At 59.5% G+C, this 16829-nt stretch carries 15 protein-coding genes and 1 tRNA gene; 8 read left to right on the forward strand and 8 right to left on the reverse strand.

Features of this window, described 5'->3' with window-relative positions; translation table 11 throughout:
- Nucleotides 1–207: 207 nt before the first annotated feature.
- From AC56LV_RS17920 to AC56LV_RS17935, 4 genes are all read right to left on the reverse strand, one after another.
- Nucleotides 208–283: transfer RNA gene (locus AC56LV_RS17920), tRNA-Lys, on the reverse strand.
- Nucleotides 284–355: 72 nt separating this feature from the next.
- Entirely contained in the window at nt 356–2152 is a 1797-nt protein-coding gene (gene tfpB / locus AC56LV_RS17925; protein WP_499559612.1) for a type IV pilus assembly ATPase TfpB, read from the reverse strand.
- A gap of 16 nt (nt 2153–2168) precedes the next feature.
- Complete coding sequence (locus tag AC56LV_RS17930; protein ID WP_499559614.1) at nt 2169–2951, reverse strand: spermine/spermidine synthase domain-containing protein; 783 nt, start codon at nt 2949–2951, stop codon at nt 2169–2171.
- 128 nt (nt 2952–3079) lie between these two features.
- Nucleotides 3080–3625, reverse strand: coding sequence for a glycine zipper 2TM domain-containing protein (locus AC56LV_RS17935; RefSeq protein ID WP_183555835.1), 546 nt, complete (start codon nt 3623–3625; stop codon nt 3080–3082).
- 274 nt (nt 3626–3899) lie between these two features.
- On the opposite strand from AC56LV_RS17935, the gene AC56LV_RS17940 reads away from it, so the two are divergent.
- From AC56LV_RS17940 to AC56LV_RS17960, 5 genes are all read left to right on the forward strand, one after another.
- On the forward strand, nt 3900–4427 hold the full coding sequence (locus AC56LV_RS17940) for a barstar family protein (RefSeq protein ID WP_229424794.1): 528 nt from the start codon (nt 3900–3902) through the stop codon (nt 4425–4427).
- A gap of 64 nt (nt 4428–4491) precedes the next feature.
- On the forward strand, nt 4492–5121 hold the full coding sequence (gene purN / locus AC56LV_RS17945; protein ID WP_499559616.1) for a phosphoribosylglycinamide formyltransferase: 630 nt from the start codon (nt 4492–4494) through the stop codon (nt 5119–5121).
- A gap of 43 nt (nt 5122–5164) precedes the next feature.
- On the forward strand, nt 5165–6490 hold the full coding sequence (locus AC56LV_RS17950) for an RsmB/NOP family class I SAM-dependent RNA methyltransferase (RefSeq protein ID WP_499559618.1): 1326 nt from the start codon (nt 5165–5167) through the stop codon (nt 6488–6490).
- Between the two features lie 12 nt (nt 6491–6502).
- Nucleotides 6503–7873 (forward strand): mechanosensitive ion channel family protein, encoded by a 1371-nt coding sequence (locus AC56LV_RS17955; protein WP_499559620.1) that lies wholly within the window; start codon nt 6503–6505, stop codon nt 7871–7873.
- A 103-nt stretch (nt 7874–7976) separates the two neighbouring features.
- Entirely contained in the window at nt 7977–9188 is a 1212-nt protein-coding gene (locus AC56LV_RS17960) for a DesA family fatty acid desaturase (protein ID WP_499455318.1), read from the forward strand.
- Nucleotides 9189–9399: 211 nt separating this feature from the next.
- On the opposite strand, the gene AC56LV_RS17965 is transcribed toward AC56LV_RS17960, so the two are convergent.
- The 4 genes from AC56LV_RS17965 to radC form a co-directional block, all read right to left on the reverse strand.
- Nucleotides 9400–10998, reverse strand: a complete 1599-nt coding sequence (locus tag AC56LV_RS17965) for a DUF418 domain-containing protein (RefSeq protein ID WP_499559622.1) — start codon at nt 10996–10998, stop codon at nt 9400–9402.
- Between the two features lie 86 nt (nt 10999–11084).
- On the reverse strand, nt 11085–11252 hold the full coding sequence (rpmG, locus tag AC56LV_RS17970) for a 50S ribosomal protein L33 (protein WP_005665735.1): 168 nt from the start codon (nt 11250–11252) through the stop codon (nt 11085–11087).
- Between the two features lie 13 nt (nt 11253–11265).
- Nucleotides 11266–11502, reverse strand: a complete 237-nt coding sequence (gene rpmB / locus AC56LV_RS17975) for a 50S ribosomal protein L28 (RefSeq protein WP_183555830.1) — start codon at nt 11500–11502, stop codon at nt 11266–11268.
- 210 nt (nt 11503–11712) lie between these two features.
- A complete protein-coding gene (gene radC, locus AC56LV_RS17980) occupies nt 11713–12384 on the reverse strand; it encodes a RadC family protein (RefSeq protein ID WP_499559624.1) in 672 nt (223 codons plus the stop codon).
- A gap of 1174 nt (nt 12385–13558) precedes the next feature.
- On the opposite strand from radC, the gene ltrA reads away from it, so the two are divergent.
- From ltrA to ispH, 3 genes are all read left to right on the forward strand, one after another.
- Nucleotides 13559–15262: a group II intron reverse transcriptase/maturase gene (ltrA, locus tag AC56LV_RS17985; protein ID WP_332532485.1), complete on the forward strand. Its 1704-nt coding sequence runs from the start codon at nt 13559–13561 to the stop codon at nt 15260–15262.
- A 137-nt stretch (nt 15263–15399) separates the two neighbouring features.
- Nucleotides 15400–15852, forward strand: a complete 453-nt coding sequence (locus AC56LV_RS17990) for an FKBP-type peptidyl-prolyl cis-trans isomerase (RefSeq protein ID WP_258835421.1) — start codon at nt 15400–15402, stop codon at nt 15850–15852.
- Between the two features lie 9 nt (nt 15853–15861).
- Nucleotides 15862–16821 (forward strand): 4-hydroxy-3-methylbut-2-enyl diphosphate reductase, encoded by a 960-nt coding sequence (gene ispH / locus AC56LV_RS17995; RefSeq protein ID WP_499559626.1) that lies wholly within the window; start codon nt 15862–15864, stop codon nt 16819–16821.
- Nucleotides 16822–16829 lie beyond the last annotated feature (8 nt).

A 16829-nucleotide genomic window follows, 5' to 3' on the forward strand; every position in this document is an offset into this window, starting at 1 on the left:
GTTAATTGCTCCGCTGTAGTCTTCTTGCCAGTACAGGTCCTCGGCCTCGTCGCCTTTATCTTTGCTGGACGACTTCGAGAGCCTGACGCCAGCCATCTCGCCGCTGTAGTATCGAAGACGAGGGGCTATGTTGCAGTTCGCGACCAGAAAGCGACCAGAAACAAAAAAGCCCACGAACGTGAATTCGTGGGCTTCTCTGCGATATCTTGGTAGGCCGTGCGGGATTCGAACCTGCGACCAACGGATTAAAAGTCCGCTGCTCTACCAGCTGAGCTAACGACCCAAGGAGGCAGCATTATAGCGGGCGATCCGGCATCGCGCTAGGCCTACCGCATAAATTTCTGCGAAGAACTACTCAAGACAACGCCGACGTCACCTTCAGCACCTCGTCCGCCGTGGTCACGCCTTCAGCCACTTTCATGGCGCCGGCAATGCGCAGTGGCTTCATGCCATCGAGAACACTCTGCTGGCGCAGCGCGACCAGATCGCCCGCACCCCGCATCAGCTTGCCAAAGCCCTCGCTCACGCTCAACAGCTCATAAATCCCGGTCCGGCCCCTATACCCGGTCTGCCGGCATTCCGGACACCCAATCGGCCGGTACACAACCGCAGGCTTGGGAATCTTCCACGCCCCGCCAACGCTGTCCCATACATCGTCGCTCAATTCGCCACCGGGCGTCTTGCAGGCAGGGCAGAGCGTGCGTACCAGGCGCTGGGCCATCACGCCGATCAACGTCGCCTCGAGCAGGTAATCCGGCACGCCCAGTTCAATCAGGCGCATCACCGCCGATGGCGCGTCGTTCGTGTGCAGCGTCGAGAACACCAGGTGTCCGGTGAGCGCGGCCTGGATCGCCATCTCTGCCGTCGGCAGGTCGCGGATCTCGCCGACCATGATGATGTCCGGGTCCTGGCGCATCAGCGAGCGCACGCCATCGGCGAACGACAGATCGATCCCCGGCTGCACCTGCATCTGGTTGAAGGCTGGTTCGACCATTTCGATCGGGTCTTCCACCGTGCAGACATTGACTTCGCTCGTCGCCAGCGCCTTGAGCGTCGTGTACAGCGTCGTCGTCTTGCCCGAGCCGGTCGGGCCGGTCACGAGGATGATGCCGTGCGGGCGCTTGGTCAGGCGATCCCAACGCAGGGCGTCGTCAGCCGGAAAGCCCAGCTCGGGCAGTGTCTTGACGACGACTTCAGGGTCGAAAATACGCATCACGAGCTTTTCCCCGAACGCGGTGGGCATCGTCGACAGGCGCAATTCGACTTCCTGGCCGCCGGCGGTGCGGGTTTTGATGCGGCCATCTTGCGGGCGGCGCTTTTCAATGACGTCCATCCGCCCCAGCAATTTGATCCGCGCCGTCATCGCAATCATGACCACGGCCGGCACTTGGTACACCTGGTGCAGCACGCCGTCGATGCGAAACCGTACGACAGCAAATTCACGTTTGGGTTCCAGGTGAATGTCCGAAGCGCGCTGCTCGAAGGCGTAACCCCACAGCCAGTCGACGATATTGACGATGTGCTGGTCATTGGCGTCGAACTGCTTGTTCGCCTTGCCCATTTCGACCAGCTGCTCAAAGTTGTTGCGCATCGCGACGTCTTGCCCGCTGCTGCGGTTGGCGTCGCGAATCGACTTGGCCAGCGCGAAAAATTGCGAAATATACTGGGCGATGTCGAGCGGGTTGGCCAGCACCAGTTCGATACGGCGCCGGGCGACTTTCGCGATTTCGGCTTCCCATTCGGTCAGCGCCGGATCGGCCGTGGCCACCACCAGCGTCGTCGCCGTCATTTCCACCGGCAGGATATTGAAGCGCGCCGCGTAGCCGGCCGACATCACATCGGCCACTTTCGTGAAATCGATCTTGAGCGGATCGATGCGGATGAAGGGCAGGCCGACCTTGGCCGCGCACCATTCGGTCAGCACATCCAGCGTGAGCAGGCGATTGGGGGGCAGCTCCGAAACCAGCTTGCATTGCGCCACCGCCGTGAGCGGGTGCATCGAGCCGGGTGCATTCTTGAGAATGCCCTGGGCCTGGGCGAATTGGGCCTTGACGTTGTCCTTCGCGACGATCCCGTCGGCCAGCAGCCACGAAAAAATCGATTGCAGGTCGAGCTTGCGCAGACTGGCGGGTTTTTGCGGGATGGCGTTCACGGTGGCCCTTGGCAAATCAATCGGTGGCGAACAATCCCTTGACCCAGGACGCGGCGGGCAGCTTGGTCTGGAGGGTGATCTGCGCCGCGCGCGCGGTCAGTGCGGCCTGGTCGAGCTTGGGGCGGGTCTTGAAGCACAGCGCGACCACATTACCATCGTGCACCTCGGGCAGGCACAGTACGTGGCCGAAGGCGAACTTCATGGCCTTGAGGTTCTTGGCAAAGCTCGGGTGGTCGCCAAACAGGTTGACGGTCATGATGCCGTCGTCGGTCAGACAATTGGCGCAGGCCACGTAGAACTCGGGCGTGTCGAGCACCGGGCCGCGCGCGGTGGCGTCGTAGAGGTCGCATTGGAACACGTCGAATGCGTTGTGGTGCTCCGGGTCTTCGACGAAGTCCAGCGCATCCATCTCGAGCACGGTCAGGCGCTCGTCCAGGCCCGGCAGCTTGAACATCGAGTTGCAGATGGCGATCACCGACGGGTTCAGTTCGATGGCGGTGACGGTTGCCTCGGGAAACTGGCGGTAGCAGAACTTGGTCATCGTCGCCGCGCCCAGACCGAGCTGGACGATGGCGCGTGGCGACTCGATGAACAGCATCCAGGCCATCATCTGCTGCGCGTACTCGAGTTCCGGCCAGTCAGGCTTGCGGATGCGCATGGCGCCCTGGACCCATTCGGTGCCGAAATGCAGATAGCGCACGCCCTCCTGTTCGGACAGCGTGACGGGCGCGTACTTGGGTTTGCGGGAAGGGCGGCGCGACGATTCGGCCTGTTCGATGGATTTGCGTTTGATGAGCATAAGACTGCCTGATGGAATCGCCCTATTATCGGCGGTTGCGTTCCCACAGCGCAAGCTCGGTCCACGATCCGCACCCTGCATACGACAACGCGGCCATGGGCCGCGTTGTCGTTCCTGAATGACGAATCTTAGCGCTGATACTGGCTGTAAGCCTGGCCGTCGTCGTAGCTGTCCAGTGGCTGGACCGACACACGCAGGCGCACGCGGTTGCCCGGGTCATTGCGCATCAGCGACGTGTAATTCTGGCCACGGTATTCGTAGGTCACGTTGTAGCCGGCAGTGCGCGATTCGATGGCTTCCACGGTGCGGCATTGCTGCACGGCTTGTTCCTGCACGCTGCTGCCCTGACGGCCATTGTTCTGGACGCGGTCGCCCACCATGGCGCCGGCGATGGCGCCAGCGGCCGATGCGGCCACTTTACCGTTGCCGCCGCCGATCTGGCTGCCGAGCAGCGCGCCGGCGATACCGCCGACGATCGTGCCGCCCGCGTTGCGCTCTTGCTGCACCGGCACTTGGACGTATTCGGTACGGCACTCCTGGCGCGGGGTGCGGACTTGTTCGACGCGCGGCTCGACGCGCACCACCCGGCCGAAATCTTCAAAGTCGGCAGCCTGTGCCAGCGGCAGGGTGGCCACACCCAGGGCTGCGATGATCAGTTTGGCTTGGAATTTCATGATGGTCCTCGTTCAGTGGTGCGACGTTGGTTGAGACAATAAATACAGTCTTCGTTCAAGTCTTGATAGTACGCCGATCGCAAAAACGCATCGAGTCCCCGTGGCAACAAAATGTAACAGCCGATGGTGAGGCGATCGAGGCACGCCAGAATGAATCAGCCGGATTTGCCTTGTTTTTGAGGCAGTCAAGGTGGTACCGATTCTTACAAATGACTATTCGCAATGCACATTTGGGTTGCTTCCAATACCACAAAACGTTACCCTTACACAAATCATGGACTTATTGGCGTATAGCAACGACAGCGAGGTAAGCGGCAGCAACGCCCCATGGCGTCGCGACAGGTTGCGCGATGGCGCGTTATTGACAGGTCAACTTGAGGAAAAAATGAGTTTGTTGATGAGAGTGGCGCCGAATATTGTGCAAGCGATCCGCGCGTTTAACGTTGGCGATCTGCAACAGGAGGCGGGGCAACTCGGACATCATTTTCTGTACGCACATTGCGCCAATACGCTCACCAAACAACAAGTCTGCGCCCGCATCGGCGAACAATTTTATTTCCCCAAGCCCTGCAGCAAGAACTTCGATGCGCTGCGCAAATGCCTGACCGAAACCGTCCACGAAGCAGGCCCGCAGCCGGGCTTCATCGTGGTGCTGGAGCAGCTGCCAAGCGCCCAGAAGTTCGACAAGGAAGCGCGCGAAAACCTGCTTGACGTATTTCGCGATGCGGCCGAATTCTGGGCCGAAAAGAAGGTGCCGTTCCGCGTGTTCTACTCGTTCGCGACGGTGCCGCCAACCGCCTGAGCGAGGGCCAAGGTCGTCATTTCAGGCAGCATTTGGTGCCCGTCGTTACGGTACAATGCCGGCTATGAAAAATATCGTGATCCTGATTTCGGGCCGCGGAAGCAATATGGAAGCGGTCGTGCGAGCGCTTGATGCCGAAGGTTGGCCAGCCCGTATCGCCGCCGTCATCAGCAATAAACCTGAAGCCGGCGGCCTGGCGTTTGCGCAGGCGCGCGGCATTCCCACTGCGGTGGTGCCCAGCAAGACGTTCGCCACCCGCACCGAATTCGACGCCAAGCTGCAGCAAACCATCGACGTCTTCGAGCCCGACCTGGTCGTGCTGGCCGGTTTCATGCGCATCCTGACGGCGCCGTTCGTCGAGCATTATGCAGGCCGGATGCTCAATATCCACCCGTCGCTGCTGCCGCTGTTTCCGGGATTGCACACGCACCAGCAGGCGCTCGATGCCGGTTGTACCGAGCATGGCGCGACAGTCCACTTCGTCACGGCCGAACTCGATCACGGCCCGGCGGTCTTGCAGGCACGCATTCCCGTCCTGCCGGGCGATACCGAAGCCACGCTGGCTACCCGCCTGCTGGTCGAAGAACACAAGCTTTATCCGCGCGCGGTGCGCCTGTTCGTTGAAGACCGTCTGGTCGTCGAGAACGGTGCGGTGCGCATCGTCGAGCCTGGCTTTGACGCCATTAGTATTTAAAACGCATTGTTTTAAGTAAGCAGTTTACAACCCAAGGATTTACATGAGATTGCCTCCAGCGATCGTCGCCAAGACTGAAGAAGTCCTGCGCGAGATTCTCCGTTTTACCTCCCCAGCCGACGTCACCCTGTCGCGTTTCTTCAAGGACAATCCGCGTTTTGGCGGCCGTGAGCGTGGCGTGATTGCCGAAGCCGTGTATTCGGTGCTGCGTAACAAGTCGTTCTTCACCGATTTCGCCGGCCATGGCAGCACGCCGTCGATGCGTCGCCTGGCGCTGCTGGGCCTGGCCGAAACGGCTGGCATCGATTCGATCGGTGGCCTGACCGAAGATGAAACCCACTTCCTGACCCGTATCAAGGAAGTCGACCGCACGTTGCTGCCAGGTCCGGTGCAAGCCAATCTGCCGCAATGGCTGTACGACAAGCTGGTGGCCCAGTTCGGCGAAGCCGAAGCCCTGGAACTGGCCGCCGTGCTCAACACGCCAGCGCCGCTCGACCTGCGCGTCAATTCGATCAAGGCCGAGCGCGACGCCGTCATCGCCACGCTGCTCGAAGCGCCGATCGTCGCCGAGCCGATGCCGTATGCGCCGCTGGGGCTGCGCGTCAAGCAAAAGCCTGCGCTGCAGAATCTGCCTCTGTTCAAGGAAGGCGCGATCGAAGTGCAGGACGAGGGCAGCCAGGTGCTGTCGCAGATCGTTGGCGCGCGCCGCGGCGAGATGGTGGTCGACTTCTGCGCCGGCGCTGGCGGCAAGACGCTGGCACTGGGCGCACTGATGCGCAACACCGGGCGCCTGTACGCGTTCGACGTGTCCGAAAAGCGCCTGGCCAAACTGAAGCCGCGTATGGCGCGCAGCGGTTTGTCGAACGTGCATCCGGTGCTCATCGCGCACGAGCGCGATGCCAAGGTCAAGCGCCTGGCTGGCAAGATCGACCGCGTGCTGGTCGATGCGCCATGCTCGGGCTTGGGCACCTTGCGCCGCAATCCGGACGTCAAGTGGCGTCAGCAACTGGGCGCCATCGCCGAGATGCAGGAAAAGCAAGCCGCGATTCTGGACGGTGCTGCGCGCCTGGTCAAGAACGGTGGCCGCCTCGTGTACGCCACCTGCAGCCTGCTGAATGAAGAAAACGACGTCATCGTCGAAGGCTTCCTGGCAACGCATCCGGACTTCGATCTGGTGCCGATGAGCCAGGTGCTGGCCGAGCAAAAGATTCCACTCGAGATGGACAAGTACCTCAAGCTCTTGCCGCACAAGCACCAAACCGATGGCTTCTTCGCCGCCGTGCTGCAACGCAAGGCGCTGGTCAAGGCGGCACCAGTCAAGGCAGACGCCGATCTTGACGCCGATGTGACGGCCACCGACGAAGAATAAGGAAACCCTGCGATGCCGTTGTCCGACCTCTGGAATGTCATGATTGTCGACATCCGCAACCCGGCCCTGTTGTGGCAGGCGATTGCCCTTGTCGTCTGCGTGGCGGCGGGATGGGGGTTGGCAGGGTTGATCGGGCGGTCGTTGCTCAAGAACCGCGACGAACAGGGTCGCTTGATGCGTGTCGGCCTGGGCGGCGTTGCCCGTGTGCTTGGGCCGCTGTTGACTGTGGCGCTGCTGTCGCTGAGCAAGGTCATCCTGGAACACTTCCAGACCGTGAACCTGCTGCGTGTGGCGCTGCCGCTGTTCGTGTCGCTGGCGGTCATCCGCACTTTCTTCTACCTGCTGCGCCGTGCATTTGCGCGCCGTGGCCAGGTGGGCGAGGCGCTGCAGACGTTCGAGCGCGTGTTCGCCTTCACTGCCTGGATCATCGTGGCGCTGCACCTGACCGGCATCCTGCCAGACGTGTTGCGTGCGCTCGAGACGACCATGCTGCCGGTGGGGGCGAAATCAACTTCGCTGCTCGACCTGTTGCAGGGCATCGTGTCGATCGTCGTGCTGATGATCCTGGCGCTGTGGGCCGGCGCCGCGCTCGAAGAGCGGCTGATGCATGTCGAGCGCATGCACTCGTCGCTGCGCGTCGCGTTGGCGCGCGTGGGCCGTGCTGCGCTGATCCTTGTTGCTGTGTTGTTCAGTCTGTCGCTGGCGGGGCTGGATCTGACCGTGCTGTCGGTGTTCGGTGGCGCGCTTGGTGTGGGTCTGGGTCTGGGCATGCAGCGTATTGCCAGTAATTATGTGTCTGGTTTCATCATCCTGTTCGAGCGCAGCCTGGCAATTGGCGATCCGATCACGCTCGACAAGTATTCCGGCAAAGTTTCGCGCATCAATACGCGCTACACGGTGTTGCGTAGCGCCGACGGTACGCAGACCCTGTTGCCGAACGAAATGCTGATCACTGGCGTGGTGCTGAACCAGTCGGTGACGAACAAGAACGTGCGCGCCGTCACCAAGCTGGTCGTGTCGTACGACAGCGATCTGGCGGTCGTGATGCCGTTGCTGGAAGAGCAACCGAGAGGCGTTGACCGCGTGCTCGAGACGCCCGCGCCGAATGTATTGCTCACTGCCTTTGTCGCCGATGGCTACGAGCTGGAAGTCGGGTTCTTCCTGGGCGACCCGGAAAACGGGCAGGGCGGGCCGATCTCGGAAGTCAACCGCAAGATTTACGCGCTGGTGCATACGGGCGCCATCAAGCTCGGCCATCCTTCGATGGACACGCGCCTGCTCGATGCGCACATCACGTCGATGATGGCGCGCACCCCGGAGGGGGCGTCAGACGCTACCGAAGGTGGCGTAAAACAGACTGGCGCGGATTTAGGCAAAAATTGAAGGCGTGCTGCTGCCGTGCGGCAGTAGAAACACGTAAAATGCAAGGGTTATGCATGTGCGATCTTCCTGATCGACGTCATACAAGCCCTGCATTGGAGACTGAATGAATTTCTTTAACGACACTTTGCACGCTGTGCTGTCGTTCTTGTCGACCGGCCTGCTGGATTTTTCGGCATGGGAAGTCGTTCTGTACACGCTGGTGGTCACGCACATCACCATCATCAGCGTCACTGTGTACCTGCACCGCCATCAGGCGCACCGCGCGCTTGACCTGCATCCGATTCCAAGTCACTTCTTCCGCTTCTGGCTGTGGCTGACCACTGGTCAGGTCACCAAGGAGTGGGCATCGATCCACCGTAAACACCACGCCAAGTGCGACACCGAAGAAGATCCGCACAGCCCGCAAACGCGCGGCATCCGCAAGGTGCTGTTCGAAGGCGCCGAGCTGTACCGCGCTGAGAGCAAGGTTCAGGAAACCATGGACAAGTATGGCCATGGCACCCCGGACGACTGGATCGAGCGCCACGTGTACACCGGCCGCAGCATGATGGGTGTGGTCGCGATGCTGGTGATTAACATTGCGCTGTTCGGCATCATCGGCTTGTCGGTGTGGGCCGTGCAGATGATGTGGATTCCGATCACTGCTGCCGGCATCATCAATGGTCTCGGCCACTGGTGGGGCTACCGCAATTTCGATTGCAGCGACGCCGCGACCAACATCTTCCCTTGGGGCATTCTGATTGGCGGCGAAGAGCTGCATAACAATCACCACACGTATGCCACGTCGGCCAAGCTGTCGAGCAAGTGGTACGAGTTCGACCTGGGCTGGGGTTATATCCGCATGCTCGAAATGGTCGGACTGGCCAAGGTCAAGAAAGTGGCACCGAAGCCGAAGCTGGCCAAGAACAAGGACCAGGCCGACTTCGATACGCTGCAATCGGTGATCGCCAACCGCTACGACGTGATGGCCAAGTATGCGAAATCGGTGCGTCACGCGTTCCATGAAGAATTCGAGCAGCGCAAGCATGCAAGTGGCTTGGAAACGCGCTTCCTGAAAAGCTCACGCAAGCTAATGCAGCGTGAACCGGCCAAGCTGGAGCTGTCGCAGAAAGAGCAACTGGTCGAGCTGTTCCAGCACAGCAAAGCACTGGAAACCATGCACAATATGCGCGTGGAACTGGGCGCGATCTGGGAACGTTCGCATCACACCCGCGATCAGTTGCTGCATCAGTTGCAAGACTGGTGCAACCGCGCCGAGGCGTCGGGCATCAAGGCGCTGCAAGACTTTTCACTGCGTCTGCGTACCTATGCCTGATTCGGTATCAGCGGATTAAAAAGAAACGGCTCCTTCGGGAGCCGTTTTGCATTTGACCGCTCCCGCACACCACAGCTGGGGTCAGGTCTGACATTCGGACACGACCTCAGCCTTAGCCACTTCTTGTGGTGTCTCGCCCATCGTTAGCAGGTAGCAGTTCCAGCTATTTTCGACTACCCGACTATTTAACTGTCGAGATCGTGTCCGAATGTCAGACCTGACCCCGGCTTTTCATGCGCATCGGTGGCCAGCTCAGATACGTCAGCGCGCGCCAGACCCATTCGACCGGGCCGTACTGGAAACGCGCCAGCCACCAGTAACTCAAACCGATCTGCAGCGCACATAATCCCAGCGCGATGCCTACCTGCGCCGTCCGCGCTATGCCCCAGAGTCCCATTCCGTGGGCATAAAACAACAGTGAAAACACGAGCGATTGCATCAGGTAATTGCTCAGTGCCATGCGTCCGAACGGTGCCAGCAGGCGGACCCGTGCTAGGGCACCACGGCTTTGCAGCATCAGCATGACGGCGCCAATATAGCCAAGCGCGGCCGGCAGACTGCCCAGCGACAGCAGGGCGTGGGCAAGATCATGGCCACCATCGTCGATGCCAGGCGGCCGGCCCGTCGCAATCAGGCTGCCAAGCAGGCCAAGCCCGACGCCCAGCGGGATGCCAACGATGACCAGTCGTCGGTACAGCGGCTTGTGCTCTGCTGCGTGTGCGATCACACCCGATCGCACGAACCAGACGCCGATCAGGAACACCCCGACCAGCAACACCGAAAAACCGACCTCGTCCACCATGCGTTCGTCGAGCTGCCTGAACCGCATCACTGCCGCATCCGGATAGCTGCCCTGCGTCAGCACGACGCGTTCTTCGGTGCTGCGTGCGATTTGTTCCCGGTAGCGCAACACGCGGCCATCGGCGGCGGGCACCGACTCGTCATCAGCACTGCTAACGCTACCGGTGCTGCTCACGACTGTCGTCTGTCCAACGGCAGGCGCAAAGTGCCGCATGCCGGCTTCCACCGCAATCAGGCAATAGGTCAGCAGCACGATCTGGACGCCGATGCGTAGCGGCTTTTGTTCTGTCGGCCCGCGCCAGCAGGCGAGCAGGCCAAGGCCCGTGAAAATGGCGCCCACCGCGGTCAGCATCGTCGTGTCGTCGCCCTTGCTGCCCGATGCGGCGAGCAGTGCCGCCAGCAACATCAGCAGACCGGTGCCGATCGTCACCAGTGGAAACAGCCAGGCTTGCCGCGCGCGCAGGTACAGCGCGACCAGCGATGCCAGAACGACGGGTGCGAGCAGCCAGCCCAGCAGGCCCAGCCCCGGAACCTGGGACAGCGCAATGCAGGCAATGAGGGCGATGACGAGCAACCGCGCCGGCGCCAGCAGGGCGAGCATCAGCGCGAGCGCGCCGGCCGCATAACTGATGAGGATATCGCCGCTCCACAGCAGGGTGTGGTGCAACAAGCCGATCGCCAGCAGCACGCCGACCCGGCGGGCGTAGGTTGGCGCGAATGGCCGCCCGGCCACGCGGGCGCGCTCGAGCATCAGCGCGAAGCCCATGCCGAACAGCAGCGAAAAGATCGTCCAGAACTTGCCGCTGACCAGGTACGCGACAAGGAATGCCACGAGCCAGTCGAGGCCGTGCAGGCCGGCGGGGATGCCTTGTCCGGATTCGACCACGGGCCGGTTGAAAAATTCGACGTTGGCGATGCAGATGCCGATCAGCGCAAAGCCGCGTAGTACATCGAGGGCGTCGAGGCGGTCGTTGGCGGGAGATAGGGAGGGCAGGGACGAGCTGGTCATTCCGCCATGGTAACGCGGACAGTGTCGGGCCATAAAAAAAGCCGCCAGGCTTGCGCCGGCGGCTTTTTGAAAGACAACAGGATCGATTACTTGATCTTGGTTTCTTTGTAGATCACGTGCTTACGTGCCTTAGGGTCGAATTTGGTAATTTCCATTTTCGCCGGCATCGTGCGCTTGTTCTTGGTGGTGGTGTAGAAGTGACCCGTGCCTGCAGTCGATTCCAGCTTGATTTTGTCGCGGCCAGTTTTTGCCATGATAGCTCCCTAATTAAACTTTTTCGCCACGAGCACGCATGTCGACCAGCACGGCATCGATGCCGAGCTTGTCAATCAGGCGCAGGCCGGCGTTCGACAAACGCAGCGAAACCCAGCGGTTTTCCGATTCGACGTAGATACGACGATTCTGCAGGTTCGGCAGGAAACGACGCTTCGTTTTGTTGTTAGCGTGGGAGACGTTGTTACCAACCATCACACCCTTGCCGGTTACTTGGCAAACACGTGCCATAGTGCACTCCTTAAATATGTTCCAGGACTGGAAAAACGAGAGTATAGCGCGAAAAATGAAGCGGAATCAATCACTTGCGAAAAACAATAGTTAATTGATCTAACAAAAAAATTTAACAATCGAGGATTCGAGCACATTTACACGGGTAAGCCCCTGTTTACGCGATGTAATTCATGCCAATGACCAGGCCAGGCGCCGGTGGCAAATCCGTCACAACTGCCCATTCTCGGCGAACGAATGCACATGGCTGCCGGCCACTACAAAATGGTCCAGCACCCGGATCTCCACCAGTGACAGCGCCTGCGTAAGCGCGCTCGTCAGCCGCAGATCCGCGTCGCTGGGTTCGGCCACGCCTGAAGGATGGTTGTGCGCCAGGATCACGGCCGCTGCATCGCGCCGCAGGGCCGCCTTGACGACTTCGCGGGGATAGACACTGGTGTGTGTGAGCGTGCCCCTGAACATTTCATCGCAATTGATCAGGCGATTCTTCACATCCAGAAACAGCACGATGAACGATTCATGCGTGCGCAGCGCGAAGTGGCTGCGCAGATAGTGCCGCACGGCCTCGGGCGAACACAGCGCCTCGCGCCGGAATTGTTCGGCCACCGCGCGCCGTGCCAGTTCGAGCGCCGCCTGGAGCTGCGCATACTTGGCTGGCCCGAGCCCGTGCAGTCGCCCGAACTCGCCGGCATCGGCATGCAGCAGCCGCTGCAGCGAGCCGAAGTGGGTGAGGGTGTCGCCGGCCAGCGTCACGGCGCTTTTCCCGGCCACGCCCACGCGCAGGAAGATCGCCAGCAATTCGGTGTCCGACAATGCCCCCGGGCCGTCGCGCAGCAAGCGCTCGCGGGGGCGGTCCTGCTCGGGCCAGTCACAAATTCCCATCGTGATTCCTCGCCAAAAAAAGAGGCAGCCCGGGCGCAAGCTGCGCGCGTGGCTTACAATAGCGGTTTGCGTGCGACACGTGGTCGCGATCGCCGCCTTTGCGGCAGATAGTAGAAGCTGTACTCACCCTGCAAGCCATTCGGTAAGTCCTTGATTTATATGCTTAAATCACCCGGGACTGGCATCTAAACACCGAGGGCACCCTAATTGCGTCCGCAATTTAGAGATAAAATCGAAAGAAAACAATTCTTGGAATTCTGAGATGAACACACTCGGATCGAACGATTCGGATGCGCTCTGACCAGATTTCTGCCCAAAAAGCGGATAGAGTGTTGTTTCTCTGCGACAACTACTGAAATATTTTATCAGAAGTTTTAGCAAGTTCCTCCTAAGGAATCGAAAGCTGGCATTCAGCCATATCTAGCAAGATGAGTCAGTGTGATCGTGCAAGTTCTGCGATGTCTTGTCACACCTTCTCCGGACGGGGAAGGCTGTGACCAGATGTACGACCATCCGTCACCCACTTGGACATGCTTCCCCGGTAACGGGGTCGATTTGAAGCTCCAACGGAAAAGTATCCCTCATGAGAATGACGTCCTCCACGCGAGTGCGAGAGCGTGAACTGCCAGCAGAGAGGTGGTCAGGGGCGAGGTGAGGCTGCATGGGTAATGTAATGTGAACTGACGTTTGAACCCTCGTGACTATTGACAGGCCCAAGCTGCTGTTGGCCTGAACCAAAACGGTGTGTGGTTGGATATCCCTCTGCAAACTGGGGATACGTCGTTGCCAAACCACCGGGGGAGAGTCAGACCCTAAACAGTCATGTACGGTGCAGTAAGGCCGTGCGGATATCGCAGGGAACGTGGTAAGCCCGATTCGCCGCCTGTCTCAGAGTTCCGAGGCAGGCAAGCAACTCGAAGGGAGACCGAAGGGGAGCCCATGACGGAGCGGGTATGGGAGGATGGAAAAAGCGAAGGTCGGTCTGTAATGGATCGGATAGGGATTCAAGATTTGTCCCGACGTGAAAGCGTGCAGACTTCCATCAGGTGTAATAGTCGCTAGCGACCTACATAGACAAAAAGTAGTTCTATTTTCTACAACACCCCGAAGGGATGCAGTTTTCCCTTCGGGGAGAATTGCGTCCTCGACGGGTACCACTACGACGAGGTCAGCAATGAAAGTAATCGATCGCAATTCCGTCGATTCTGCGCCCTTGGACGTTTCCTCTGAATGGGCCGCCATCGACTGGCGACGTGTCCAGAAAAACGTAAGAGTCATGCAGATTCGTCTAACGAAGGCAACACAGGAAGGCAACTGGCGCAGGGTAAAATCCCTGCAACGGTGGCTGACCCGCTCGTTCAGTGCGAAAGCGCTGGCAGTTAAACGAGTGACGGAGAATCAAGGCAAGCGTACCGCAGGCGTGGATCGGCAGTTATGGGACACGCCGTTGCAGAAGTTTGCAGCGATTGCGCAGTTGGAGAAGCGTCGGTATCGGCCCTTGCCACTACGGAGGGTCTATATTCCCAAGGCTAATGGAAAGGAGCGTCCTCTGGGCATTCCCACCATGAAGGATCGAGCTATGCAAGCGCTGCATCTGCTGGCACTCGATCCAGTCCTGGAAACAGTGAGTGACCCGAACTCGTATGGGTTTAGGAAGAATCGCTCAACTGCGGACGCGATGTCTCAAATCTTCCTCCAGACGTGTCGGAAAGCCTCGGCACAATGGGTATTGGATGCGGATATCGAAGGTTTCTTCGACAATATCAATCACGACTGGCTGATCGGAAACGTCCGCATGGACAAGACGATCCTTCGTAAGTGGTTGAAATCCGGGGTAGTAGACCGGGCGCAATTATTGGCAACCACAGCAGGAACTCCGCAGGGTGGCATCATCAGCCCTGCATTGGCAAACTGGACGCTGAATGGACTGGAGGCGGAACTTACTAAGCATCTCGTTTCGCTGGTCGGTAAGTCGAAAGCCGAAAAACTGAAAGTTGGTGTCGTACGATACGCGGACGATTTCGTAGTGACCGGCATTTCGCAAGAATTGCTGGACACGGAAATCCGGCCTTGGATAGAAGCTTTCCTTGCAACACGAGGACTGCGACTGTCTCTGGCCAAAACCAAAATCGTGCACATTGACCAAGGCTTTGACTTCCTTGGGTGGAATTTCCGGAAGTACGAGGGGAAACTGCTCATCAAGCCAAGTAAGAAGAACGTGAAAGCGTTCTATGAAAAGCTAGCAAAGTTCATCGGCGAAAATCTCATGGTGAAGCACCAGGATCTGATCCGAATGCTGAATCCGATGCTTCGGGGCTGGGCGCAGTACCATAGTCCCGTTGTTGCCAAGGAAACGTTCTCGCGCATGGAGTCACTGCTCTGGTGGCGGCTAATGCGGTGGGCCAAGCGCAGACATCCCAACAAGAGTGCCGACTGGATTCGCAAGAAATATTGGCGGTCAGTCGGTGATCGAAACTGGGTGTTTGCTGCGGACGTTCAAACGAAGGACGGCAATAAAGCGGTAATGGAACTGTACTCGCTCGCGGGAACAACCATTGAGCGTCATAAGAAAATAAAGGGGGAATTTCATCCCTATGATCCGCAATGGGAAGTGTACGGCGAGACCCTCCGCCAGGAACGCATGTTGAAGAACATGCGCTACCGGAAAGAGTTGGCGACGTTGTTCATGCACCAACGCGGCACTTGTGCCCTGTGTGGGTATGAGATGGACATGGAAACTGGATGGCACGACCACCACATAGAGTACCGTGTGGCGGGTGGCTCCGAGGCCCTTGGAAATCGCGTATTATTGCACCCGAATTGCCATGCCCAAGTGCATAGCCGAAATTTGCAAGTTGTTAAGCCGGTTCCTGCATAGGAACTTTTTATTATGCTTGAGCCGTGTGCGGTGAAAGTCGCAAGCACGGTTCTTAGGGGGGAGGGGTTCTGGTAACAGGCCCTTCCTACCCTCCCCCACCGGGGCTGCCCGCACTCATACGAAACGTCGCAAAGAACATGGCCAACGCTGCTCCTGTCGTCAATGAATCCTCGTACCTGACACTGCATTACCGCCTGGCTGTTGCCGGTGGTTCTGATGTGATCACCACCTTCAACGGCACGCCGGCGACGCTGTTGCTCGGCCAGGGCCAGCTCGCGCCGTTCCTTGAAGAGCGCCTGATCGGCCTGCCCGAAGGCACGCACCAGACCTTCGAGCTCAGCGCGCAGGAAGCGTTCGGTGAACGTAACCCCGAACTGATCCAGTCGGTGTCGAAAGCGACCCTGGAAGAAAATTCGGTGCCAGGCGCCGACTACCTGGTCGGCGAAGTGGTCGAATTCAATGCGCCGAAGGGCGGCCGGTTTGCCGGCGTGCTGCTTGACATGCGCGATGACTCGGCCCTGTTCGACTTCAACCACCCGATGGCTGGCCGGGCGCTCCAGTTCGAAGTGAAACTGATTTCGGTGCTGTAAAGGAAGACTATGGAAAACGAAATTCTGCTTGCCCAGCCGCGCGGCTTTTGCGCCGGCGTGGACCGCGCCATCGAAATCGTCGAGCGCGCCCTGACCCAATTCGGCGCCCCGATCTATGTGCGCCACGAGATCGTCCACAACGCCTATGTGGTGGCCGACCTGCGCACCAAGGGCGCGATTTTCATCGAACAGCTCGAAGATGTCCCGCCTGGCAACACGCTGGTGTTCTCGGCCCATGGTGTCTCGAAAGCAGTGCGGGCCGACGCCGAAGCGCGCGGCCTGACGATCTTCGACGCGACCTGCCCACTGGTCACCAAGGTGCACGTCGAAGTGGCCAAGATGCGCAAACTCGGCGCCGAGATCATCATGATCGGCCACGACGGCCACCCGGAAGTCGAAGGGACGATGGGCCAGGCCGAAGAAGGCATGCACCTGGTCGAGACGGTTGCCGATGTCGACAACCTGCAGGTGCGCAATCCAGATCTGCTGGCCTATGTGTCGCAAACCACGTTGTCGGTCGACGACACGGCTGACATCATCGAGGCGCTCAAGGTGCGCTTCCCGAACATCATCGAGCCGAAGAAGGGCGATATCTGCTACGCCACCACCAACCGCCAGGAAGCCGTCAAGTTCCTCGCGCCCCAGGTCGAAGTGGTGATCGTCGTCGGTAGCCCCAACAGCTCGAATTCGAACCGCCTGCGCGAAGTGGCCGACAAGATGGGTACGCCTGCGTATATGGTCGACAACGCCGCCGCCATCGATCCGACCTGGATCGCCGGCAAGAAACGCATTGGCGTCACCGCCGGCGCGTCGGCGCCCGAGGTGCTGGTGCAAGCCGTCATCGATCGCCTCAAGCAACTGGGCGCGGCCAGTGTGCGCGCCCTCGAAGGCGTGGAAGAGAATGTCACTTTCCCGCTGCCGAAAGGCCTGGATGGCGTTCGGCAGGTGGCCTTCAACCCCGAAGGCTGAACATTATT

It is taken from the genome of Telluria sp. RB2R28, assembly GCF_059685835.1.

Excerpts from the sequence above, each read along its gene's own strand:
- AC56LV_RS17930 (WP_499559614.1), bottom strand. The coding sequence starts at position 2,951 with ATGCTCATCAAACGCAAATCCATCGAACAGGCCGAATCGTCGCGCCGC.
- AC56LV_RS17935 (WP_183555835.1), bottom strand. The coding sequence starts at position 3,625 with ATGAAATTCCAAGCCAAACTGATCATCGCAGCCCTGGGTGTGGCCACC.
- AC56LV_RS17940 (WP_229424794.1), top strand. The coding sequence starts at position 3,900 with ATGGACTTATTGGCGTATAGCAACGACAGCGAGGTAAGCGGCAGCAAC.
- purN (WP_499559616.1), top strand. The coding sequence starts at position 4,492 with ATGAAAAATATCGTGATCCTGATTTCGGGCCGCGGAAGCAATATGGAA.
- AC56LV_RS17950 (WP_499559618.1), top strand. The coding sequence starts at position 5,165 with ATGAGATTGCCTCCAGCGATCGTCGCCAAGACTGAAGAAGTCCTGCGC.
- AC56LV_RS17955 (WP_499559620.1), top strand. The coding sequence starts at position 6,503 with ATGCCGTTGTCCGACCTCTGGAATGTCATGATTGTCGACATCCGCAAC.
- AC56LV_RS17960 (WP_499455318.1), top strand. The coding sequence starts at position 7,977 with ATGAATTTCTTTAACGACACTTTGCACGCTGTGCTGTCGTTCTTGTCG.
- AC56LV_RS17965 (WP_499559622.1), bottom strand. The coding sequence starts at position 10,998 with ATGACCAGCTCGTCCCTGCCCTCCCTATCTCCCGCCAACGACCGCCTC.
- rpmG (WP_005665735.1), bottom strand. The coding sequence starts at position 11,252 with ATGGCAAAAACTGGCCGCGACAAAATCAAGCTGGAATCGACTGCAGGC.
- rpmB (WP_183555830.1), bottom strand. The coding sequence starts at position 11,502 with ATGGCACGTGTTTGCCAAGTAACCGGCAAGGGTGTGATGGTTGGTAAC.
- radC (WP_499559624.1), bottom strand. The coding sequence starts at position 12,384 with ATGGGAATTTGTGACTGGCCCGAGCAGGACCGCCCCCGCGAGCGCTTG.
- ltrA (WP_332532485.1), top strand. The coding sequence starts at position 13,559 with ATGAAAGTAATCGATCGCAATTCCGTCGATTCTGCGCCCTTGGACGTT.
- AC56LV_RS17990 (WP_258835421.1), top strand. The coding sequence starts at position 15,400 with ATGGCCAACGCTGCTCCTGTCGTCAATGAATCCTCGTACCTGACACTG.
- ispH (WP_499559626.1), top strand. The coding sequence starts at position 15,862 with ATGGAAAACGAAATTCTGCTTGCCCAGCCGCGCGGCTTTTGCGCCGGC.